Raw genomic sequence first — 21,745 nt, 5'->3', positions numbered from 1 at the left:
ACGTCCGGATTTGCAGAAGGGATTTGTCATGACCTGTGCATATTCCAAAATCGGGATAGCCCTAGCGACCCTCGTCGCCGGTCATCTCGCTGTCGCGGCACCGATGGTTTCCGCCGAGGAGGCCTACAAGATCGCCAAAGAGGCGTACATCTTCAACTTCCCGCTCAACTACTACTACCGCACGATCCACACACAGGTGCTCGACGCCAGCAACAAGAAGACGATCGGCAGCTTCGGCACATGGCGGCACGATGGCTTGGCGACGCCGGCGGACACCGACACGACCATGCCGAACAACGACACCCCCTACAGCTGGGCTTGGGTCGATGTCCGCAGCGAGCCGTGGGTGCTGATCCAGCCACCAGCGGATGGCAACCGCTTCTACAGCAGCGTCTGGGGCGACCTGTGGGGTCATATCGTCGACTATCCGGGCTCGACCAATGATGGCCAGAAAGGCGGCACCTACCTGCTCGCGACGACCGCCTGGAAAGGCAAGGTGCCCAGCGGTATCAAGCGTGTCATTCGCAGTGAAACCAGCATTCTCGGCACGCTCACGCGCACCGCGGTCTTCGGCACCGATGACCTGGCCAAGATGCGCAAGATCCAGCAGGGCTACAAGCTCATGCCGCTGAGCACCTACCTGAAGAAACCTGCACCGGCCGCAGCCGCCACGCCCGCCTGGCCGACTTGGAACGAAGCCGACATGAACAATGCCGACTTCTTCCGCACCACCAATTTTCTGATGCAGTTCGTGGTGCCGAACGCGCAGGACAAGCCGATGTACGACAAGATGGCCAAGCTCGGCATCGGCCCCAAGGGTGATTACGATCCGGCGAAACTGACGCCCGACGTGCTGGCCGCGGTCAATCGCGGGGTTGCCGACGGCTACAAGGAAATCGTCGACGGTGCCAAAGTGGCCGTGGACTCGAGCAAGTTCTACGGCACGCGCAAATTCATGGGAACCCGCTATCTGGACCGCGCGGTCGGTGTCGAGGCTGGCGGCATCATTCCAAACGTACCCAAACAAGCCTTTTACGGCCAGTGGACCAAGGACGCGAATGGCACGCCGCTGGATGGCTCGAAGGCCAGTTACACCTTCACCTTCCCTAAAGGCCAGCTCCCGCCGGTCCGGTTCTTCTTCAGCCTGACCATGTATGACCTCAAGACACGCTTGCTGGTCGACAATCCGATCGATCGGTACTCGATCGGTGACCGCACCAAGGGCTTGAAGCGCAATCCGGACGGGTCATTTACGATTTATGTCCAGAAGGATTCGCCGGGCAAGGACAAGGAAAGCAACTGGCTGCCTGCGCCCAACGGCCCGATGAGCATCATTTCCCGGATGTACGGCCCCAGCGATCGCATTCTGAAGGGCGAATACAAGTTTCCTGATCCGGTCAAAACACAATAAACCTGCTCCGGGCAGTCGCCCCCGCCTGCCCGGCCCGGCAGCAAGACGCGTCGCTGCGGTCGGGCAATCCACAGCCAGCGGCAGACACTCTTCTCACGGTGTATTGATCTCGCTCACCGCCATGCCAGCCCGCCGGCGAGCCTGGAGAATCCTTGTCCTCCCCCTACTTCCTGACGGGCAAAACGGCTCGAAAAGGCGCACTGACCACCGAACGCCGTCAGCATTGCCCGGCCCGGCTACACTGGAATGTCCGGACAGGGAGCACATCATGGGCGTTACCACCATCGGCACGACGATTCCGACCTTCGAAACCGGCGGTCTGCACAAGCAGCTCGACTCGATCGAGGCCGCGCTCGACTACACGCTGATCAAGCGCGAGAACTGCGACGGCCCGCTGTACGAGCTGTGGGACGCCGCCTACAGTGCACTGGCCGACGCGGCCCGTTCGCACGATCCGGCCGACCTTACCGATGCGCGGACCCGGCTGATTGAGGCCATCGGCGTCGCCCGCCGCGCTTGATCGCGCCACGTGCTAGCCTGTCGGTTTCAACCGTTTCAGCCGTCCATCCCATGTCCAAGATCGACTCCGCCATCGCCGCCGCCGCGCTCGCCCGCCAGAACACGCTGACCAAACCGCCCGGCAGCCTCGGCCGGCTCGAAGCGCTGGCCGTCTGGTTCGCCGCAAGGCAAGGCAGCGTCGTGCCGACGCGGCTGCAGCCGGCCATTGTCGTCTTCGCCGCCGACCACGGTGTCGCCGCCGAAGGCGTGTCGGCGTTCCCGGCCGAGGTCACCGGGCAGATGGTCAGCAATTTCGTCACCGGCGGCGCCGCGATCAATGTGCTGGCGCGCGAAGCCGGTGCCGCGCTGAGCATCGTCGACGTCGGCGTCGCCCACGATTACCCGTATCCGGCGCAGACGGCCGCGCCGCTGTTCCGCACCCCGGTCGCCGCGGGCACGCACAATCTGCGCCGCGAGGCAGCGATGAGCGTCGCCGAAGCAACGCTGGCGTGGAATATCGGCCGCGAATCGGCGCTGGAAGCGATCGGCCGCGGCAAGACGCTCTTGATCGGCGGCGAAATGGGCATCGCCAATACCACCGCCGCCGCCTGCCTGGCGGTCGCGCTGGCCGGGATCAGCCCCATTGAGGCGGTCGGCAACGGAACCGGCATCGACGATACCCAACGCGTCCACAAGGTCGCCGTGGTCGCCGAATCGGTCGCGCGCGCCCGCGCCGCCGGTGCCGGCAGTGCGCGTGAATGGCTGGCCGAGGTCGGCGGGCTCGAAATCGCCGCGCTCGCCGGCTTCTATACCGCCGCCGCGCACGCCGGTGTACCGGTACTGCTCGACGGCTTCATCAGCACCGCCGCGGCGCTGGTCGCGGTGCGCGACGATCCGGGCGTTGCCGACTGGCTGCTCGCCAGCCATTGCTCGCACGAGCGCGGCCACCGCGCGCTGCTGGCCGCGCTGCAACTGGAACCGCTAGTCGACCTGGGCCTGCGCCTGGGCGAAGCCAGCGGCGCCGCGCTGGTATTGCCCTTGCTGCAAAGCGCGCTGGCCCTGCACCGCGAGATGGCCACGTTCGAGAGCGCAGGCGTCAGCGACGGCAGCCTATGAGTGGCGGCCGACGGCTCACGCTGCTGCGACACGGTGAGACCACGCCGAGCGGCTTGATCGGCCAGCACGACGCCGCCCTGTCGCCGCTCGGGCTGCGCCAGCTGCAACAGCGCTGGGCCGCACTCGATGCGGTCGAACCGATCCGTGCCGTCGCGACGTCCGACCTTGCGCGCTGCCGCGACTTTGCGACCGCGGTGGCACAGCAAAACGCCTTGCCGTGCACGATCGACACTGCGTTTCGCGAGTTCGATTGCGGCCCGCTCAATGGCCGGCGCGCCGACGGGCTGGACGACGCCGATGCACGCACCTACCGCCACTGGCAGGCCGACCCGACCAAGGCGCTGCCCGGCGGCGAGGACTGGGCGACGTTCACCGGCCGGATCGACGCCGGCCTGCAACGCTGGCTGGCCGCCACGGCCGACGGTCACCATGTCCTGGTTACCCACGCCGGCGTGATCAAGGCCCTGCTGCTGCACTGGCTCGGTCTGCCGCCATCGCGCCACGGCCAGTTCTGGCCGGGCCACGCCGCGAGCGTCAGCGTCTGCTGGGATCCGGCCTACCCGCCGGTCGTGCTCTCGATGTCGATGGCGGCGCCATGCTGAGCTTCGACTGGCGCACGCCGGTGCTGGCGATACAGTTCCTCACCCGTTTGCCGACGCCGCAAGTGCCCGACTTCCAACCCGCACTGCTCGCCGCTGCCGTCGGCTGGTTTCCGGCGGTCGGCCTGTTGATCGGTGTGCTGCTGACGATTCCGGTCGCGCTGATCGCGCCGCTGCAGCCGTGGCTGGCCGCGCTGGTCGGGCTCGTCGTCTGGACCTGGATCACCGGCGGTCTGCATCTGGACGGGCTGGCCGACCTCGCCGACGGCCTCGGCGCCGCACACCGCGATCCCGAACGCTTCCTCGCCGTGGTCAAGGACCCGCATCTGGGCAGCTTCGGCGTGCTGGCGCTGATCCTGCAATGCGCGAGCAAGCTGATCCTGCTGATGCTGGTCTGCCGCCTGGGTCACTGGTGGCTGCTGATCCTGGCGCCGGCCTGGGCGCGCTGGGGCGTGTTCAGCTGGCAGACGCTGCCGCCGCTGGCGCAAGGAATGGCCGAGCAGTTCGGCTGGCACCGCGGCCATGCATCGTGGTTCTGGACCGGCCTGCTGCTGGCGATGTCGCTGCTGCTGGCGCCGACGCTGCTCATCGCACCGTTGATCGTCTGGGCCTACCGCCGCTGGCTCCAGCGCCGGCTTGGCGGCGTCAGCGGCGACTGCCTCGGCGCAGGCATCGAGATCACCGAAACCGCACTACTATTGACCAGCGTGCTGGCCGCCCTGCTGCATGGCCTAGCGATATAATCGCCGCCTCATCTATTAGGAAGCTGCCATGAAAATCGTCCGCATTATCGAAGTCTGGGAAAAAGGTCTCGACGGCGCCCTCGTCGGCGAACTGCCGGTGGCCGATTCGATCTCGCCGTCCTTCCTGCTCGGCCTGTTCGCCAAGGAACAGAAGAAACCCGATCCCTACATGCAGCTGTCGTACATCCTCAACAGCCAGCACATCGCCGCGCTGCAGCCCTACGTCGCCGACCAGCTCGATCCGACGCGCTACGACTACATCCTCAGCGCGCATGGCAAGCCGGATTACTGAAACGACACCAGACCAGGATCACATGTCGCTCGCCCGTGATGGCTATGCACTGGTTCGCAAGGTGCTGGCAGCAGGCGATATCGCGGCAGCGCTGGTGCAGCTGGACGCAATGCCGGCAACCGGCGCAGGGAGCAGAAATTTGCTCGACACCGCATGGTGCCGCACGCTGGCGACGCACTTGAAGACACATCCGGCCATCGCCGCGGCATTGCCAGCCGCTGCGGTTGCCATTCAGTGCACTTACTTCGAGAAAAGCACTGAGCGTAACTGGCTGGTCCCGCTACATCAGGATTTGGCGGTGCCTGCCGGGGCGCGCGTCGATCATCCCGAACTCGGGGTGTGGTCCGAGAAACAGGGACAAGTTTTCGTTCAGGCGCCGCCCTCACTGCTGCAAGACCTGCTCGCCGTGCGCGTTCATCTCGACCCTTGCGCAGCCGAACACGGGCCATTGCGCGTCGTCGCCGGCTCACACCGGCACGGCCGCTTGCACGACACGGCGATCGCGGATTTGCGCGCGAATACCGGTGAAGTCGCCTGCGTTGCCGAGGCCGGCGCAGCGCTGTTGATGCGCCCGCTGTTGCTGCATGCCTCGTCCAAAGCCACACGCCCGAACCGGCGCCGGGTACTGCATTTCCTCTTCGCCCCGCCACGGCCGGGTTATGGCCTGTCCTGGCCACACGCAGTGTAAATCGCAAAGCCGACGACTTTCTCTCACACGGAACCCAGCATGCCCAGCCCCCGCATCAGCACCGACCCCGCCGAACAGGACATCGCCGTCATTCACCGCTTCCTCGCCGAGGAGTCGAAATGGGCGCGCGGCATTCCGGTCGAGCTGGTGCGCGAGTCGGTCGCCAATTCGCTGAATTTCGGCCTGTTCGTCGGCGAAGCGCAAGTCGGCTACGCGCGGGTGGTGACCGACTATGCGACCTTCGCCTATCTGCTCGACGTGTTCGTGCTCGACGCGCATCGCGGCAACGGCTACAGCCGGCAGTTGATGGACGCGGTGATGGCGCATCCGAAGCTGCAAGGCCTGCGCCGCTTCATGCTGTTCACCAGCACTGCGCACGGCCTGTACCAGAAGTTCGGCTTCGTGCCGCCCGCCTACCCGGACACGATGATGGAAATCATGGTGCCCAACGCCTACGGCGCGCGCTGACCTTCCGGCAACACCCCCGCCAGGCCCAGCCCGGGCGGCCTTCGATCTACCCGCCGGCAAGGCGCCCTTCAGCACCATTGGCAGCCCTGCGACGCCCGGTCCGGCTCGTCGCACGCCTATCAGCGTGCCGGCAGCGTGCCCTTCAACATCAGCGGCAGGCCGGCGGCGACGAACACCGCGTTGTCGCACACCGCGGCCACCGCCTGATTCAGCCGGCCGGCTTCGTCGACAAAGGCCCGGTTGATCGCGCCCAGCGGCACGATGCCGAGGCCGACTTCGTTGGCGACCAGCACCACGTCGCCCTGCACCTCGGCCAGCGCCGCGAGCAAGGCTTCACGCTCGGCGTTCAGCCGCGCCGGCAAGGCGACGATGCCGGTTTCGGCGTGGTCGCGACCATCGAACAGCAGGTTGGCCAGCCACACCGTCAGACAGTCGACCAGCACCAGCCGCCCGGACATGGCTTCGCGGCGGATCGCCTCGCCCAGCGCCAGCGGTTCTTCGACGGTGGCCCACGCCGCCGGGCGGCGATCGCGATGATGGGCGATCCGCGCCGTCATTTCGGCATCGTCGTGCCGCAACGCCGCGGTCGCGATCACCACCACCTCAAGACCGGACGCCAGCGCCAGCCCTTCGGCCAGCGCGCTCTTGCCCGAACGCGCACCGCCCAGAATCAGCGTATTCACGTGCTTGTACTCCCCAGTCCTTGTACCCACTCCAGAGTGGAACTGTCGTCCTGTCCGATTACTTCGCCGGCCAATGTGGTGATCACCCCGTGAAGCGTGCCCAGGCGGCCCGCTTCAGCCGCACAGGCCAGTACCGCCTCCCGGGTCAGTCCGCGCCCCACCGTGATATGCGGTCGAAATGCGTAACGGGCATCGTGAAAGGGGTTCAGCAACCCTCGGTAGAGACGCCGATGCAATTCGACGATCTGTGCGGCGCCGTCATCGATCGCCAGCATCACCAGCGCTCCTTCGCAGATGACCTCACCCGTCGTGATGGAAAACGACGCCATGCCAGTGCACGCTTCGGCAACATGAGCCTGCAACCGGGCCGTAGCCAGTATCGAATCAAAAGGAAAGACCAGCGTGATGTGATACGGCACCTTGTCATGCAAGGGATCGAACCGCGCCCTGATGGACTCGATGGCGGTATCACCCGGCAAACTCGGATAAAGCGCGATCGAACGCAAGGCCCTCACGCCGTCTTCTCCGTCGCGGCAATGACCAGCTCGACAAACGCCTGCGCTGCCGGCGTCGGCTGGCGCGCCCAGACGCAGTAAACCCGCCGCGTCGGCGCGTCGCGCACCGGCACGGCGACGAGGCCGTTCAGCTCGGTGGCCGATCCGGCCGGCATCATGCCGACGGCAAGCCCCTGACGGACGATGCGTTCAAGCAGGGCGGTATGGTCGATTTCAAAGCTGACGCGGCGCTCGATGCCGGCGCGGGCAAAGGCTTCGTCGGTCTGCCGGCGCGCGGCGCTGCCGCTGCGGTAGTCGACCCAGCGCTCGGCAGCGAGCATCTGCAAATCAAGCTGCGGCCGCATCGCCAGCGGGTGCGACGGCGGCAGCAGCGCGACCAGCGCTTCGTCGCACAGCAAGCGCGTGTTGAGGCCGGTGATTTCCTCGCCAGACCACAGGCCGACAAAGGCGACGTCGACGCGATGTTCGCGCACGTCGACCAGCATCACCTCGCTCATGCCCGAATTGAGCCGGATGTCGACCCGCGGATGGCGGCGGTGAAAATCGGCCAGCAGCGCGACGGTATCGGGTGAATTCAGCGCCGAGATCACCGACACCGACAGGCTGCCGCGGATCTGCCCGGTGGCGGCGGCAACCTCGTCGCGGACGCGCTGGGCGTCGTGCAGCAGTTGCCGGGCGGCGGGCAGAAAGGCGCGGCCGGCCGGCGTCAGCCGCACGCGGCGCGAGGTGCGCTCGAACAAGGGCGCGCCGAGTTCGTCCTCGAGCCGGGCGATCTGGTGGCTGAGCGCCGACTGCACCGTATGGCAGGCTTCGGCCGCGCGGGTGAAGTGCTCGGCGTCGGCGACTGCGACGGCGTATTCGATTTGTCTGAGGTTCATTGCATCGTGAAACACGATTGATTTGATCAAAACAATACATTGGATAGATTGAATCGGCCATAGGATACTGATTACCAATGGAATGATTCAGGATGCAACCATGACCACCAGCAAACTGACCCCGCCGCTGGTCGCGCTGATGGCCTTCGCCACCGGCCTCGCCGTGGCCAGCAACTATTACGCGCAGCCGCTCTTGCACACGCTGTCGGAAACCTTCGGCGTTTCGACCGGCACGGTCGGGCTGATCGTCACCGCCGCGCAGCTCGGCTACGCGCTCGGCCTGGTGCTGCTGGTGCCGCTGGGCGACCTGCTCGAGCGCCGCGGCCTGATCGTCGGCATGACCCTGCTCGGCGCAGTCGGGCTGATGATCACCGCCAGCGCCGAGCATATCGGCATGGTGTTGTTCGGCACGGCGCTGACGGCGCTGTTCTCGGTCGTCGCCCAGGTGCTGTTGCCGTTCGCGGCGACGCTGGCGGCGCCCGAGCAGCGCGGCCGCGTCGTCGGCACGATCATGAGCGGGCTGCTGCTCGGCATCCTGCTGGCGCGCACCGCGTCCGGCGTACTCGCCGGCATCGGCAGCTGGCGCACCGTGTACTGGGTGGCCGCGCCGCTCCTGGTGCTGACGGCGCTGGCGTTGTGGCGCGCGCTGCCGGCGCACAAGGAAGTCAGCACATTGCGCTATCCGCAGTTGCTGGCATCGGTGTTCCGGCTGTTCGCCGACGAGCCGGTGCTGCGCCTGCGCGCGCTGCTCGGTGCGCTGTCGTTCACGATCTTCAGCGTGCTGTGGACGCCGATGGCCTTCCTGCTGTCGAGCGCGCCCTACCATTTTTCGGACGTACAGATCGGCCTGTTCGGCCTGGTCGGTGCCGCCGGCGCGCTGGGCGCCAGCCACGTCGGCCGGCTGGCCGACCGCGGTCGCGGCGACCACGCGACGCTGTACGGCCTCGTGCTGCTGCTCGGCTCGTGGCTGCCGATCGCCTTTGCCGAATCGTCGATCACCGCCTTTGTCGTCGGCATCCTCGTGCTCGATCTGGCGGTGCAGGCGGTGCACGTCAGCAACCAGAGCGCAATCTACGCGCTGCGCCCCGAAGCCCGCAGCCGGATGACGTCGGCGTACATGACCTGCTATTTCATCGGCGGCGCACTGGGTTCGCTGCTGTCGGCGTGGGCGTACAGTCATAGCGGCTGGACCGGCGTGGTGATTCTGGGCACCGCGCTGAGCGCCAGTGCGCTGGGCGTGTGGTTGCTGGCGGCAAGGCGCACGCTGGTCGCGGCCTGATACGGCTACGCTTGGCACATAAAAAACGGCGACCCGAAGGTCGCCGTTTTTCATTTGAAGTTCATTCAGCCCAAATCTGTGCCAGTCGGCGGGCGAGCCAAAGCAGTTTGTCGCCGCCCGAAGCGCAGGAACCGGAATGGACACGAGGTCCATAAGGACGGCCCGAAGGTAGCCCCTTTGCGGGGTTCCGAGCATCGGACGGCGGCAAAATGCGCAGGCGCAGCCGCCGAATGGCGCAGCAGATTACTTGGTGTTGTCGATCACGACCTGGCCGTTGTACTTCACCTGGCCACGGAACATGTAGTCGACGCACTGCTTGTAATCGCCCGGGTTGGCCAGCGAGAACGGCATCTGGTAATCAACCAGCTGGCACGCCCACGATACGCCGCCCGGATTGTTGGCGTTGTAGCCCCAGTTCTTGTCCAGATACGTCTTGGTCGCCGCGGCCGAACCCGACTGGAAGCCCTTCATCGCCGCGCAACCGAGTTGCTCGGAGCCCGGTACCGGCACGCCGAGATCGGCCGCGAACGACTTGTACGCCGCGATCCGGTTCTGCACCTGCGACTTCTCGGCGCCGCCGCCACCGCACTCGATGCCACCGTTGATGATGAACACCGTCGCGCCAAAGCCCGGGCTCATATTGTTGGCGACGTCGACCGCGTTCGGCTGCCACGTGCCGTCGACGACCCAGGTCATCGGCGGCTTCGGCGATTGCGGGTAGACCGCGAACCAGATCGCCGAGGCGAAGTTCAGCCAGGTATCGGCGACCTTGCCCGGGTTATCCAGCAGCACATTGACGTCGCCGTACAGCGATTTGCTGAACGGGCCGTAGTTATAGTTCCACGACAGCTGCTTGGAGCCGCGACCGAAGTAATCGATGGTCTGGCCCGAGGCGTTCTGCGCGCACGGGTAGAAGATCGAGAAGATCGAGCTGCCGGCGCCGCGGAAGCAGTCCTGGTAAGCACCAACCGCCGAGCCTTCGTTGTAGCCGCTTTCGCGCAGGTACCACAGCGCCTGCTTGTACGACGGGATCGCGGTGTTCTGGTCCATCGTCGCCAGCACCGGATTGTTCTGCGCCGGATAAGTACGCGCGGTGGCCGGGGTCAGCGCCGGCCAGTTGGCGCCGGTTTCCTGGACGAAGTGGGCAAACGACGTCGCCAGCAGCTTCTTGCAGATCGCATCGCTGTCGCGGCCGTCGCTGTAGGTGGCGCAGTACGCCGGGAACTTGGCCACGCCACGCAGGAAATTCACGTAGGTGTAACCGACGTTGCGGACCGGGAAGAAGGAATCGAACTTCGCTTCGCCGAGTACGCGCTCTACCCGCAGCACGTTGGCCGGGTTGGCGGCGCGACCAGCGACGACGGCTTCAACCTCGGCGTCCGGCAGCACGGCCAGCGCGGCGCGGATGCGGGCGATCGCAGCCGAATCGGTACCGGCCTGCGCGGCCAGTGCGGTCTCGGCAGCGGTGAACTGCGCATCGGTCGGATAACCGGCCGGCGCGGCGATGAAGCTCACCTGCGGCTTGTACGAGGCGGGGGCCGGAGTTGGCGCCGGAGTCGGGGTCGGGGTCGGGGTCGGGGTCGGGGTCGGGGTCGGGGTCGGGGTCGGGGTCGGGGTCGGGGTCGGGGTCGGGGTCGGGGTCGGGGTCGGGGTCGGGGTCGGGGTCGGGGTCGGCGTCGGGGTCGGGGTCGGGGTCGGCGTCGGCGTCGGCGTCGGCGTGACGCTACCCTGCAGTTCCCACGGGCCGTACTGATCGGCGCCCGGAATATTGTTCTGTGTCCACCACTTGGCCTTGTAGGTCTTGCCGCCGTAGCTCACGCACTGGCCGGCCGTATAAACAGCCGTGTTCGACCACGCCGCGCAGCCACTCGGGGTCGGCGCGGGAGTCGGCGCGGGAGTCGGCGCGGGAGTCGGCGCGGGGGTCGGCGCGGGAGTCGGTGCTGGAGTCGGTGCCGGAGTCGGTGCTGGAGTCGGTGCCGGAGTCGGTGCCGGAGTCGGTGCCGGAGTCGGTGCTGGGGTCGGCGCAGGGGTCGGCGCAGGGGTCGGGCTCGGAGTCGGTGCTGGGGTCGGCGTGCCGCCGGCGACCTTCTTCCACAGCGTCGGGCTCGAAGCCGGATTCCAGTTGGCGCCGACGTAGGCGGTGTGGGTCACCAGCGCCTGATAATCGCTGCCGCTATAAGACACATACGTACCGGCAGTGTAAGTCTGGCCTTCCTGCCACGCCGGATAGGCGGCATAGGCTTGCGCCGTAACGGCGACCGCGAGCGCGGCCGCAATGCGGTGATATTGCATCGTCTCCATCCTCTTTGAACCTGCCCCGTTCGGCGAGCTGCGCCGGTGCATGTCGCCATCGCCCGATGCCCGGAACCCTTATGGACCTAGTGTCCACTCCGGTTCCCGCGCTTCGGGCGGAAACAGACTGCTTCGGCTCGCTCGTCGACTGGTGCAGGTGTTGAAGCCGCTCGAACGGCGGCATGCTCGCGAGGATATGACGGAGATTGCGGCGGGACGCTCGTCGCTGACAACCGGCCTAGCCGACCCACATCGTCTGTAAGTTACCCAGCGCCGCTTGTGCACTGCGGCATGCGTCGCTGACGAACAGGCTGCCGGCGCACGGCGGGCACAGGTAGGCATGCGCACCGTCGTCCCAGTCGAAAGCCAGCCGCGTTGCGTGCAAATAACCGCGGTCGGACTCAGAGCCGCCGTAGCGGGCATCGCCGAGAATCGGCGCCGAGATGCTTTTCATCGCCACGCGCAACTGGTGGGTACGGCCGGTATGCGGCTTGAGCGCGAACAGCCGCAGCCCCGGCGTGACGCTGGCACTGACGAAACGCGTTCTGGCGAACAGCGCATCCTCGCGCGTCAGCCGCCAGTTGCCACCGCGCCCGGCGGCCATGCCGCCCTTGATCTCGCCCTGCTTCTTGGCCGGCTTGCGGTCGGACAGCGCCAGATACACCTTGTCCATCTCGCGCGCGGCAAAACGCTCGCCGAACGCGCTCGCCGCCTCGCCGGACGTCGCCAGCACGATCAGCCCGGAGGTGATCGCATCGAGCCGGTGCACCGGCCACAGCGCCGCGCCGTAGAGATCGCGAACGCGCTCGACCAGCCCCGGGATGTCGCCATCGCGGTGAAAGTGCAATCCCGGCGGCTTGTAGGCAACGATGAAATCCGCCGCCACCTGCAAGATGGCCGGCTGCCACGGATCGGACGGCAGCAGAGCGGGCAGCCCGGCGGCGGAATCAAGAAACGGATCGGTCACGGTAGCGGCTCGTAGCGCGTAAAATCGGCCTATTTTACCGGCGGAACACAGCCATGAAGCTCATCATCATCGCCGTCGGCCACAAGATGCCCGGCTGGATCGAAGACGGATTCGGCGAATACCAGAAACGGCTGCCGCGCGAATTCGCGCTGACGCTGATCGAACTCAAGCCCGACAAGCGTGCCGGCAGCAAGACGCCGCAGCAGGTGATGGCCGAGGAGGCCGAACGCATTCTTGCTGCGATTCCGCAAGGCGCGCGCGTGCTGGCGATGGACGAGCGCGGCGCCAACTGGACGACAATGGCGCTGGCCGAAAAGATGAAGGCCTGGCACGTCGACGGCCGCGACACCGTGTTCATCATCGGCGGCACCGACGGCCTCGACCCGAGCGTGAAGCAACGCGCCGACCAACTCCTGCAGTTGTCGGCGATGACCTTGCCGCATGGCATGGTACGGGTGCTGCTGGCCGAGCAGCTGTACCGGGCGTATTCGATCCTGCACAACCATCCGTATCATCGGGAGTAGCCTCGGCTGCGCCGGCACCTGACCCCGTTGCGCGGTGCTCGCCATGCCCCGAGGGCACTTCCTTCGGGGCGTCCTCATGGGCAATCTGCCCATTCCGGTGGCTGTGCGCCGGGCGCCTTGTCCTGCACCGGCTCGCTCACGGTTACCTCGCTACGAAGAACCAAAGTTGATAACGTCAACGCACGACCAGCGGCCCCACCGCCGGGCGGGATCGGCGCTCACACAACCGCTATCGGGATAGCTCACGATGCTGCATCACCTGTCCTTTGCCGTCACAGACCTGGCACGTTCCGCCGCTTTTTACGATGCAGTCCTTGCGCCGTTGGGCTATGTCCGCGTTTTTGCCGACGACACTTGCGTCGGTTACGGCACGCCGGGCAGCGGCGACAAATTTGCCATCAAGCTCCGCACCGTGGTCAGCCCTCCGGCAGCGGGATTTCACCTTGCCTTTGCGGCGCCGGATCGGGAGTCGGTCGCCCGTTTCCATGCAGCCGCGCTACTACATGGCGGCGAGGACAACGGCGCCGCCGGTCTGCGTCCGCACTACGGCAATGACTACTACGCCGCTTTTGTGATTGATCCCGATGGTTACCGTATCGAAGCGGTCATCAATCGCTGATTCCGCATTCGTTCGAGAACCGAATTGACCATGGGCATCCAAGGCATTAGCCATTTGAATTTCATCGTCCATGATTCCGACCGCAACGCAAATCCGCGATCGCAGGGCTGAGCGACACCGGTCTGGCCTTGGCCCAAGGCAACGCCAGCACCAATGAAATTCCACTTTATTTCAATAACAACACGCATTCACCAAACACCGATACGGCGGCTCCAACAATATTGAAGCCGCCGCAATCACGGATGCATTCCGCCGGCTGATGATTATTCCAGATAATCAATCAGGATCTTCGAAATCTTGCCATCCAGGCCATTGTTATAGACAGTTGTCACCTTCACATTGCCGCCATCCAGATCGGCGCTGCTATTAAAGCTGCCCACAACAACAGCCCCGGAAATAGGCCCCCGAATCAGAATTTTGGCCCAATCGTCATTTTCACTCGCGGAGGGGCTGTCGTAGACCTTGATCAAGGTCATGCCAGGGATTCCCTCCAACTTGAGCGAGCGCGCTTCATCATTTCTGAAGCCATGATCGCCATTTTTGCAGTCGATATTGTAGTTCTGCCCACCATTCAAGGTATTACCCACCTGATTCTGGGTCGCGCCATTACCTTCCCAAAACGTGATCTTTCCAGCCATGACAATCTCCTGCTGATTCAATTGACAATTGATTGAACAAGTTGACCGCTGAGCAATTCGGCATCGAATCCCAGCAAAACCACTCTAGTACACGGATGAAGAAATTCTATTCGGATCAAACCGGAAAATTCTTACGTCAACTTCAAAACTGAAACAGAATCACGCTGATTTTCGCAATAAATTCTTTCAATGTTTTTTTAAAGTTGAAATTGATATAATTGCCTGGAAATCAGTTTCCGTCAGCCACGATCCGCGACCGTCAGCAGCGTGCATTCACCAGGACCACCATGACCGACCTCTACCTTGCCTCCGGCAGCCCGCGCCGCCGTGAACTCCTTGGCCACACCGGCGTCACCTTCGAGCGCATCAGCGCCGAGATCGACGAAACCCCGCTCGCCAGCGAAAACCCGCGCGATTACGTATTGCGACTGGCGGCCGCCAAGGCCGAGGCCGGCTGGGCGGCGATGCTGGCGCAAGGCCTGGCGCCGCGTCCGGTGCTGGCCGCCGACACCACCGTCGCGCTCGGCGACGTCATCCTCGGCAAGCCGGCGGATGCGCCCGATGCGGCGCGGATGCTCAAGCTGCTGTCCGGAACCACGCACGACGTGCTGACCGGCGTCGGCCTGCGCACCAGCGCCGGCGTCGACGTCGTGCTGTCCAGCAGCCGGGTGACCTTCATGATGCTGAACGACGCGCAGATCGCCGCCTATGTGGCCAGCGGCGAGCCGATGGACAAGGCCGGTGCGTACGGGATCCAGGGGCTGGGCGGCCTGTTCGTCGCCGAGCTGTCCGGCAGCTTTACCGGTGTCGTCGGCCTGCCCTTGCACGAGACCGCGCTGCTGCTCGGTCGTCACGGCCTGGGCCATCTGGCCGGATAAGCACCTGCCGGGCTGGGCTCCACACCGGTCCTCGCGCCTCCGCGACGAAAAAAAAGGGCGACCCGGTGGGTCGCCCGCAATGCTGCTCAACACAACGTCCCGCTGTGTTCGTCCGCGCTTAACGCGGCGGCCTAGCCACGGTTGACACCGTCAGCGCGGCGACTTCGTCGGCGGTCAGCATGCGCCACTGGCCCTTGGCCGTGTCGCCGAGCCGCAGCGCCCCGATCGCGACGCGGACCAGCCGCAAGGTGCCGACGCCGTGGGCTTCGAGCAGCCGGCGGATGTGCCGGTTGCGGCCTTCGTCGAGCACGACTTCGAGCCAGGCATGCCGATCGCCCTGCCGCAGCACGCTGACGCGCTTGGCCGTCAGTTTCTCGCCCTGGTCGATCACGCCGGCGCGCATCGCGTCCAGCAAGCCGTCGTCCGGCAAGCGGTCGATCTGCACGTGGTAGGTCTTGTCGAGGTGCGAGGCCGGATCGGTCAGCCCGGCGGCCCACGCGGTGTCATTGCTGAACAGCAGCAGGCCTTCGCTGGCCTTGTCGAGCCGGCCCACCGGGCCGAGCCACGGCAGCGCCGCGCCTTCGAAGCACTGGTAGACCGTCTCGCGGCCGGCTTCGTCCGCCGCGGTGGTGACCAGGCCGCGCGGCTTGTTCAGCATCAGGTAGACATGCTGCCTGGCCGCGACCTTCTGGCCGTCGACGCGCAGTTCGTCGTCGCTGCGCACGCGCCGTTCCGGATCGGTGACGATCTTGCGGTTCACCGACACGCGGCCCTCGCGCACCAGCGCCTCGGCCTGGCTGCGCGAGCAGTAACCGAGCTTGGACAGCGTGCGGGCGAGGCCGAAGGTCGGCGTGGAGACGGAACGGGGTTTGATCGGGGCAGGCATGGGGAAAAACGCGCTCGCAGCGCGTACAGGCAAGGCAGGAAAGCGCAAACAGTAACACGACCTCGACGCCGGATCGGCCCGAAAAGCCCGGCTTGGCGATGCCGGCAAGATGCACGGCGCATCCTGCCGGGCCTGCCACGTTCACGCGCGGCAGCACCACAGCGGCAACACGGCCGGCGCGCCTACTGATCGCCCCCGGGCAGGCTGAATACATCGCCGAGGTAGTTGAGGAAATTCACGTCCTCGCACATGCCCTTGCCCGGCGTGTCGCTGACTTTCGCCACCGGCTGGCCGTTGCAGTACAAAAGCTTGATGACGATCTGCAGCGGCGTGTGGCCGGTGTCGTTGGAGAGATTGGTGCCGATGCCGAAGCTGGTCGGCGCGCGGTCGGCAAAGTGCCGGTACAGGCCAAAGGCACGCGGCAGATCGAGCCCGTCGCTGAACACCAGCTGCTTGGTCGACGGGTCGATCTTCATCTGCCGGTAGTGGGCGATCGCCTTCTCGCCCCACGCGTACGGGTCGCCCGAATCGTGGCGCAGGCCGTCGAACAATTTGCAGAAATACAGATCGAAATCGCGCAGGAAGGCATCGGTGCCGACGACGTCGGTCAGCGCGATGCCGAGGTCGCCGCGGTATTCGCGCACCCAGTGTTCGAGCGCATTGCGCTGGAAATCGCGCAGCCGCGAGCCGAAGGACTGGAAGGCCTGCAGATACTCGTGCGCCATCGTGCCGATCGGCACCAAACCGTGGCGCATCGCCAGCAGCACATTGCTGGTGCCGCGGAAATACGGTTGGGCCTCGCGCGCCAGCGTTGCGACGACCTCTTCGTGCCAGGCGCGCGAGAAACGCCGGCGGGTGCCGAAATCATAAAAAATGAAGGCAAAGCGCCGCGCCGGTTCGGCGACGAAATCGCGCAGCAGCGCGATCTTGGCGGCCAGCCGTTCACGACCGGTCGCCAGCGCCGCCGCCTGATCGACGTGACGGAAGTACACCTCGTTGACGATCGCCAGGCAGTAGATCTCGAACAGCATGCATTGGAGCATCGGCCCCTTGATCTGGATGCGCAGACCGTCCGGCTCATCGTCGGGTACCGAGACCGACACGAACTTGCGCTGCAGCTGGAACAGCCGCAGGAAGTCGATGAAGTCGGACCGGATGAAGCGCAGCCCGCCGAGGAAAGCCAGTTCGTCCTCGGTAAAGCGCAGCGTGCACAGCTGGTCGAGCTGGGCATCGATCTCGGCGGCAAAGCGCGACAGCGGCACGTCGGGCACGTTGCGGCACTTGAAACCGTACTCGGCGCGGGCCTCCGGCTGATGGTGGAGGATCTCCTGCATCATCGTGAACTTGTACAGGTCGGTATCGAGCAGCGAGGCAATCACCGGAGCGGTCATCGGACGTCCTTCGGAAGCGTAAGCCACCGATTCTAAAAGCCTGGCCGGATTGCAGCCACGGCAAGGTTCACCCGGCCCATCATTCCGGCATGAATGTTTTCATCAGTCTTACCAAACATGCGCGGTTTGCGCGGTTTCGACGCCATTTGACCGGGATCAAGGTCACATTCTCGCAACATTGCTTACATCCTTGAGCGCTGCGACAAAACCCGGAGTTAGAATGAGCCACATAAGCAGAAATTGATATTCGCCGGAAATCAGGCTGAAAAGCTCGGAGGAAACACCATGTCGATGTGCCAACGCATTGCCGGCATCGCCAGCGCCATCGGGGTCGCCGGCTTCGGCGCCCTGCTCGGCTATCAAAGCATTGCCGGTGGCGCCCAGCCCGACGGTGTCGCGTGGACGATCGCCATCGTCGCGCTGGCGCTGCTCGGCGGCACCACCTTCTGGCTGGCGCGGCGCATGCTCAACCCGATCGCCGGGCTGCGCGACGCGCTCGACGCGCTCGAACGCGACGGCGACCTCGCCGTGCGGGCGCCCGAGGGCCAGGACGACGCCGGCCAGATCGCCGCGTCATTCAACCGCTTCATCGCCCGCCAGCAGGGCGCGCTGCGCGAAGCCCAGCGCGAAATGGAAGCACTGGCGATCAGCCTGCACGAGCTGACCGCGCTGACCGGCCAGATGGCCAAGGACACGCGCACCCAGTCCGACTTCGCTGCCGCATCGGCGGCGACGGTCGAGGAAATCACCGTCAGCATCAACCACATTGCCGAGCACGCCAACGACGTCGACACCACCGTCGCCGACACCAGCCGGCAATCGGCCGACAGCGCCCAGGCGGTCGAACGCGTGACCGAGGAAGTCGGCCATGTCGCCACGGCGATGACCTCGCTGGGCACGACGATGAACGGCCTGTCGAAGAGTTCGCAGGAAATCGGCAGCATCATCGGCGTGATCCGCGACATCGCCGACCAGACCAATCTGCTGGCGCTGAACGCGGCGATCGAAGCCGCCCGCGCCGGTGAGGCCGGCCGTGGCTTTGCCGTCGTCGCCGACGAGGTCCGCAAGCTGGCCGAGCGCACCGGCCAGGCCACCGTCGAGATCGCCAAGCGCATCGAAACGGTCGGCAAGGAAACCCAGAGCGCCGTCGACAATATGGCCTACACCTCGCAGCGCGTTGGCCAGAGCGTCGAACGCGCCGGTGAAGCCCGCACCCACATGCTGCAGATCGCCGAGCAGATGAACCACGTCGTCGACGTGGTGCGCGAGATCGCCGATGCGACGCGCGAACAATCGTCGGCGACGACGACGATGGCGCAGTCGGCCGAGCAGATCAACAGCATGGCGCAGGCGACCGACTCGGCGCTGCACAACGCCAGCCAGTCGCTCTCGTCGCTCGACGAGCGCGCCGCCCGGGTGCTCGAGATCGTCGGCCGCTTCAAGCTCGCCGACATCGAAGTCCAGCACGGCTGGATGGCATCGAGCGAGGCGCGCGCGGTGTCCGAAATCAAGGCGCTGCTCAACGCGCAGGGCCATCACTGGAAAGATGCCAGCGGCGGCGCCAACCCGACCGAAACGCTGCAGCGTCGCGTCCAGCAGGGCGACGCGCCGACCGCTGCGGCGATCGGCGGCGTGAAGATCATGAACTGGGCGCGCGACGGCGTCTGTGCCGACCTGAGCGAGGTCGCCCGCGACGAACGCTGGTCGAGTTCCTTGCCGGCGGTGTTCGACGCGATGATCCAGCACGACGGCCGCTATGTCGCGGTGCCGCTCGGCGTCGCCCGTACCAATATGCTCTGGGTCAACGCCGGCATCGTCAAACGCCTCGGCCTGACCGCGCCGCGCACCTGGAACGACTTCTTCGCCATGGCCGACAAGCTCAAGGCCGCCGGCATCCCGACGCTGGCGCACTCGGAACAGAGCTGGCAGGTCGGCACGGTGTTCGAAGCGGTCGCGCTCGGCACCGGCGGCACGCCGTTCTACCTGTCGGCGTTCAGCAAGCTCGACCCGAGCGCGCTGACCGGCTCGCAGATGATCACCGCGCTGGAAACGCTCAAGCGCCTCAAGCCCTACATCACCCCGGACAGCGTCGGCCGCGACTGGAACCTCGCCACCGCCGACGTGATGAACGGCCGCGCCGCGATGCAGCTGATGGGCGATTGGGCCAAGAGCGAATTCACCCAGGGCGGCAAGGTGCAGGGCAGCGATTATCTGTGCTGGCCGGCGCCGACCAATAGCGGCGACTGGTGCTTCGCCGCCGACACGCTGACGATGTTCAAGCAGACCGACCCACGCCGCGTTAGCGCGCAACGCGACTTCGTGTCGCTGCTGATGAGCCGCGAAGGCCAGGAAGCGTTCAACTTCCACAAGGGCAACATCCCGGCGCGCACCGACGTCGATCTGGGCCGCTTCGACGACTACGCGCGCCAGTCGGCACGCGACTTCGCCAGCGCCGCGCAATCGGGCGTGCTGGTGCCGTCGTGGGCGCACAATATGGCGATGCAGGACAACGTCCGCCTCGGCTTCTTCGACGTGATCGAAGCGTACTGGAAGGACGACCGGATGAGCGCGCAGGACGCAGCCCGCCGGCTGGCCGACGCGGCGCGACGCTGAACAACAAGCAAGCAATAAACCCGCACTGCTTTGAAACCCGTCTTTGGACGGGTTTTTCTTTGGGCGTGACGTTTGCGCTGCTGGATGTGAGGTCGCGGCAGGAACGAAAACAACGGCAGCGTGTTAGCGCCTGCGGCGCGGGGATTAAAGGCATTGATGCCGGTTCCGCCCGGCGGGCGGGTTCTTTTCTTGCTTCGCCAAGAAAAGGAACCAAAAGAAGGCGACCCCGCATTCGCGCCCGCTTCGCGGGTGCTGGCCCAAGGCCATGGGCTACGCTACGGCAACAAGTTGCCAAGCTACGCCACACCTGCGCTGCGCGCCAAACGCGGCGGGGTCCTGAACTCGCCCTGCGGGCTCAAACAGCCAGGCCCCGAAACCCCGCGCTCGGCTGTGCTGCTCGGCGCTTCTGAGGGGCCATAGGCGGTTTGCCATTGGCCGTGGTTGAAAACGATGCAAACGATCCGCAGCGGGTGAACAGTGCGCCGCTTTTCAATCCCGTTCGCCAGCGCCGAGGAGTGGAGCGAGACGAGCCAGTTTTATGGCTTGGCTCGCGACCGATCGAGGGCAGCCCGGAGGGCCGCAGGGCGCGGGGCGCCTTTGGGGTGAAGGGGGCTTTGGCGAGACAAAGCTCCTTTCCCGTACGCGCGGCGGAACGCGCATCAAATGCTTTTTACTCGCGCCGAAGGCGCTAACACCCGGCCCCGCAGCGCAAGAACCGGGAAGCACCCCACGCCCGGCTGGCCGATGCTATAAGCGTCGTATCCACCCCGGATCTCGCCATGTCATCCATCGCCACCATCGAAACACGCATCGCCGCCGCCTGCCGGCAGATCGATGCCGCCGAAACCCCGCCGGCGCTGGCCGAACTCGCCGCCGCCGCCGGACTGAGCCCCTGGCATTTCCACCGCCAGTTCAAGGCGATCACCGGCGTCACGCCCAAGGCCTATGCCGCCGCGCAGCGTACCCGCCGGGTACAGGACGCGCTCGCCGCCGGCAGCTCGGTCACCGAGGCGGTCTTCAACGCCGGCTTCAACGCCAGCAGCCGCTTCTACGCGGCGGCCTCGGCCACGCTCGGCATGGCGCCGCAGCGCTTCAAGGCCGGCGGCGCCGGCGAGGCCATCCGCTTCGGCATCGGCCAGTGCTCGCTCGGCGCGCTGCTGGTCGCGGCCACCGGCACCGGCATCTGCCGGATCGAGCTGGGCGACGACGCCGATGCGCTGCTGCAAAGGCTGCAGGACGTCTTCCCGAAAGCAACGCTGATCGGCGGCGATACCGAGTTCGAAGACTGGATGGCGCGCGTCGTCGGCCTGATCGACGCACCCGAAATCGGCGCCAGCCTGCCGCTGGACATCCGCGGCAGCGCATTCCAGCAACGGGTCTGGCAAGCGCTGCGGGCGATTCCGCCCGGCGACACCGCCACCTATGCCGATATCGCCGAACGCATCGGCAGCCCCCAGTCGGTACGCGCCGTCGCCAACGCCTGCGGCGCCAACCCGCTCGCGGTGGCGATTCCCTGCCACCGCGTCGTACGGACCGACGGCGGACTGGGCGGCTACGCCTGGGGGCTGGCGCGCAAGCTGGCGTTGCTCGATCGCGAGGCCCTGCAGGCCGGCTGAGTACAGGCGGCAACGGGCGGTGTTCGCCTGCTCGTCGCCCCTCGCGCGGCGGCGCGGCTGAGGCTCCGGCATCCCGTCGGCATCGGCAGCACTTCGTCGCCGCCGGCCGCGTCTTGTCATATGCCGGTGTAATCGTCGATCGCAACGTTTA

22 protein-coding genes are annotated in these 21,745 nt (G+C 65.9%); 14 read left to right on the top strand and 8 right to left on the bottom strand.

Features of this window, described 5'->3' with window-relative positions:
• Positions 1-103 precede the first annotated feature (103 nt).
• The 8 genes from R0382_RS06820 to R0382_RS06785 all read left to right on the top strand — a co-directional run bounded on the left by R0382_RS06820 (position 104) and on the right by R0382_RS06785 (position 5,815).
• Positions 104-1,411, top strand: a complete 1,308-nt coding sequence (locus R0382_RS06820; RefSeq protein ID WP_432723478.1) for a DUF1254 domain-containing protein — start codon at positions 104-106, stop codon at positions 1,409-1,411.
• A gap of 268 nt (positions 1,412-1,679) precedes the next feature.
• Positions 1,680-1,931, top strand: a complete 252-nt coding sequence (locus R0382_RS06815; RefSeq protein ID WP_432723477.1) for a hypothetical protein — start codon at positions 1,680-1,682, stop codon at positions 1,929-1,931.
• A gap of 50 nt (positions 1,932-1,981) precedes the next feature.
• Positions 1,982-3,025 carry a nicotinate-nucleotide--dimethylbenzimidazole phosphoribosyltransferase gene (gene cobT / locus R0382_RS06810; protein ID WP_432723476.1) on the top strand — a complete coding sequence of 348 codons (1,044 nt, stop codon included), beginning with the start codon at positions 1,982-1,984 and terminating at the stop codon, positions 3,023-3,025.
• Positions 3,022-3,627, top strand: a complete 606-nt coding sequence (locus tag R0382_RS06805; protein WP_432723475.1) for a histidine phosphatase family protein — start codon at positions 3,022-3,024, stop codon at positions 3,625-3,627. Before cobT ends, R0382_RS06805 begins: the two co-directional genes overlap by 4 nt.
• Positions 3,621-4,367 (top strand): adenosylcobinamide-GDP ribazoletransferase, encoded by a 747-nt coding sequence (gene cobS, locus R0382_RS06800; RefSeq protein ID WP_432723474.1) that lies wholly within the window; start codon positions 3,621-3,623, stop codon positions 4,365-4,367. Before R0382_RS06805 ends, cobS begins: the two co-directional genes overlap by 7 nt.
• Before the next feature lie 28 nt (positions 4,368-4,395).
• On the top strand, positions 4,396-4,659 hold the full coding sequence (locus R0382_RS06795; RefSeq protein WP_432723473.1) for a DUF7683 domain-containing protein: 264 nt from the start codon (positions 4,396-4,398) through the stop codon (positions 4,657-4,659).
• Positions 4,660-4,681: 22 nt separating this feature from the next.
• Positions 4,682-5,347 carry a phytanoyl-CoA dioxygenase family protein gene (locus R0382_RS06790; protein WP_432723472.1) on the top strand — a complete coding sequence of 222 codons (666 nt, stop codon included), beginning with the start codon at positions 4,682-4,684 and terminating at the stop codon, positions 5,345-5,347.
• A 39-nt stretch (positions 5,348-5,386) separates the two neighbouring features.
• Positions 5,387-5,815 (top strand): GNAT family N-acetyltransferase, encoded by a 429-nt coding sequence (locus R0382_RS06785; protein ID WP_432723471.1) that lies wholly within the window; start codon positions 5,387-5,389, stop codon positions 5,813-5,815.
• Between the two features lie 119 nt (positions 5,816-5,934).
• On the opposite strand, the gene cobU is transcribed toward R0382_RS06785, so the two are convergent.
• Genes cobU through R0382_RS06770 form a run of 3 tightly spaced genes read right to left on the bottom strand, consistent with a single transcriptional unit; the run spans position 5,935 to position 7,891 of the window.
• Positions 5,935-6,498 (bottom strand): bifunctional adenosylcobinamide kinase/adenosylcobinamide-phosphate guanylyltransferase, encoded by a 564-nt coding sequence (gene cobU / locus R0382_RS06780; protein ID WP_432723469.1) that lies wholly within the window; start codon positions 6,496-6,498, stop codon positions 5,935-5,937.
• On the bottom strand, positions 6,495-7,013 hold the full coding sequence (locus R0382_RS06775; RefSeq protein WP_432723467.1) for a 2'-5' RNA ligase family protein: 519 nt from the start codon (positions 7,011-7,013) through the stop codon (positions 6,495-6,497). Before R0382_RS06775 ends, cobU begins: the two co-directional genes overlap by 4 nt.
• The gene (locus R0382_RS06770; protein WP_432723465.1) at positions 7,010-7,891 is read right to left on the bottom strand and encodes a LysR substrate-binding domain-containing protein; all 882 of its coding nucleotides are present in this window, start codon (positions 7,889-7,891) and stop codon (positions 7,010-7,012) included. The genes R0382_RS06775 and R0382_RS06770 overlap by 4 nt, the downstream gene beginning before the upstream one ends.
• Positions 7,892-7,991: 100 nt before the next feature.
• Here R0382_RS06770 and R0382_RS06765 point away from each other — a divergent pair, with 100 nt between their 5' ends.
• Positions 7,992-9,170: an MFS transporter gene (locus R0382_RS06765; protein WP_432723463.1), complete on the top strand. Its 1,179-nt coding sequence runs from the start codon at positions 7,992-7,994 to the stop codon at positions 9,168-9,170.
• A 243-nt stretch (positions 9,171-9,413) separates the two neighbouring features.
• On the opposite strand, the gene R0382_RS06760 is transcribed toward R0382_RS06765, so the two are convergent.
• Together R0382_RS06760 and R0382_RS06755 are read right to left on the bottom strand one after the other, a co-directional pair.
• Positions 9,414-11,462 carry a glycoside hydrolase family 19 protein gene (locus tag R0382_RS06760; protein ID WP_432723462.1) on the bottom strand — a complete coding sequence of 683 codons (2,049 nt, stop codon included), beginning with the start codon at positions 11,460-11,462 and terminating at the stop codon, positions 9,414-9,416.
• 238 nt (positions 11,463-11,700) lie between these two features.
• Positions 11,701-12,429 carry a pseudouridine synthase gene (locus R0382_RS06755; RefSeq protein WP_432723460.1) on the bottom strand — a complete coding sequence of 243 codons (729 nt, stop codon included), beginning with the start codon at positions 12,427-12,429 and terminating at the stop codon, positions 11,701-11,703.
• Positions 12,430-12,482: 53 nt separating this feature from the next.
• Between R0382_RS06755 and rlmH the strand changes: the two genes are divergently transcribed.
• Positions 12,483-12,953 (top strand): 23S rRNA (pseudouridine(1915)-N(3))-methyltransferase RlmH, encoded by a 471-nt coding sequence (rlmH, locus tag R0382_RS06750; protein ID WP_432723458.1) that lies wholly within the window; start codon positions 12,483-12,485, stop codon positions 12,951-12,953.
• 247 nt (positions 12,954-13,200) lie between these two features.
• A complete protein-coding gene (locus R0382_RS06745; protein WP_432723456.1) occupies positions 13,201-13,572 on the top strand; it encodes a VOC family protein in 372 nt (123 codons plus the stop codon).
• Positions 13,573-13,835: 263 nt separating this feature from the next.
• Here the strand turns inward: R0382_RS06745 and R0382_RS06740 are convergent, their stop codons facing one another.
• The gene (locus R0382_RS06740) at positions 13,836-14,210 is read right to left on the bottom strand and encodes a hypothetical protein (protein ID WP_432723454.1); all 375 of its coding nucleotides are present in this window, start codon (positions 14,208-14,210) and stop codon (positions 13,836-13,838) included.
• Positions 14,211-14,497: 287 nt separating this feature from the next.
• On the opposite strand from R0382_RS06740, the gene R0382_RS06735 reads away from it, so the two are divergent.
• Positions 14,498-15,088, top strand: a complete 591-nt coding sequence (locus tag R0382_RS06735) for a Maf family protein (RefSeq protein WP_432723452.1) — start codon at positions 14,498-14,500, stop codon at positions 15,086-15,088.
• A 118-nt stretch (positions 15,089-15,206) separates the two neighbouring features.
• Here R0382_RS06735 and R0382_RS06730 read toward each other — a convergent pair whose 3' ends face one another.
• A complete protein-coding gene (locus R0382_RS06730; protein WP_432723450.1) occupies positions 15,207-15,974 on the bottom strand; it encodes a pseudouridine synthase in 768 nt (255 codons plus the stop codon).
• Between the two features lie 182 nt (positions 15,975-16,156).
• Positions 16,157-17,365, bottom strand: coding sequence for a nicotinate phosphoribosyltransferase (gene pncB / locus R0382_RS06725; protein ID WP_432723449.1), 1,209 nt, complete (start codon positions 17,363-17,365; stop codon positions 16,157-16,159).
• A gap of 285 nt (positions 17,366-17,650) precedes the next feature.
• On the opposite strand from pncB, the gene R0382_RS06720 reads away from it, so the two are divergent.
• On the top strand, positions 17,651-19,978 hold the full coding sequence (locus R0382_RS06720; RefSeq protein ID WP_432723447.1) for an extracellular solute-binding protein: 2,328 nt from the start codon (positions 17,651-17,653) through the stop codon (positions 19,976-19,978).
• A 779-nt stretch (positions 19,979-20,757) separates the two neighbouring features.
• Positions 20,758-21,594: a methylated-DNA--[protein]-cysteine S-methyltransferase gene (locus R0382_RS06715; RefSeq protein ID WP_432723445.1), complete on the top strand. Its 837-nt coding sequence runs from the start codon at positions 20,758-20,760 to the stop codon at positions 21,592-21,594.
• Positions 21,595-21,745: the final 151 nt, after the last annotated feature.

The organism is Jeongeupia wiesaeckerbachi (assembly GCF_050916355.1).
GTDB classification, from domain to species: domain Bacteria; phylum Pseudomonadota; class Gammaproteobacteria; order Burkholderiales; family Chitinibacteraceae; genus Jeongeupia; species Jeongeupia wiesaeckerbachi.
Note: the sequence above shows the minus strand (reverse complement) of the source record. Positions and strands in the feature narration are given on the sequence as shown.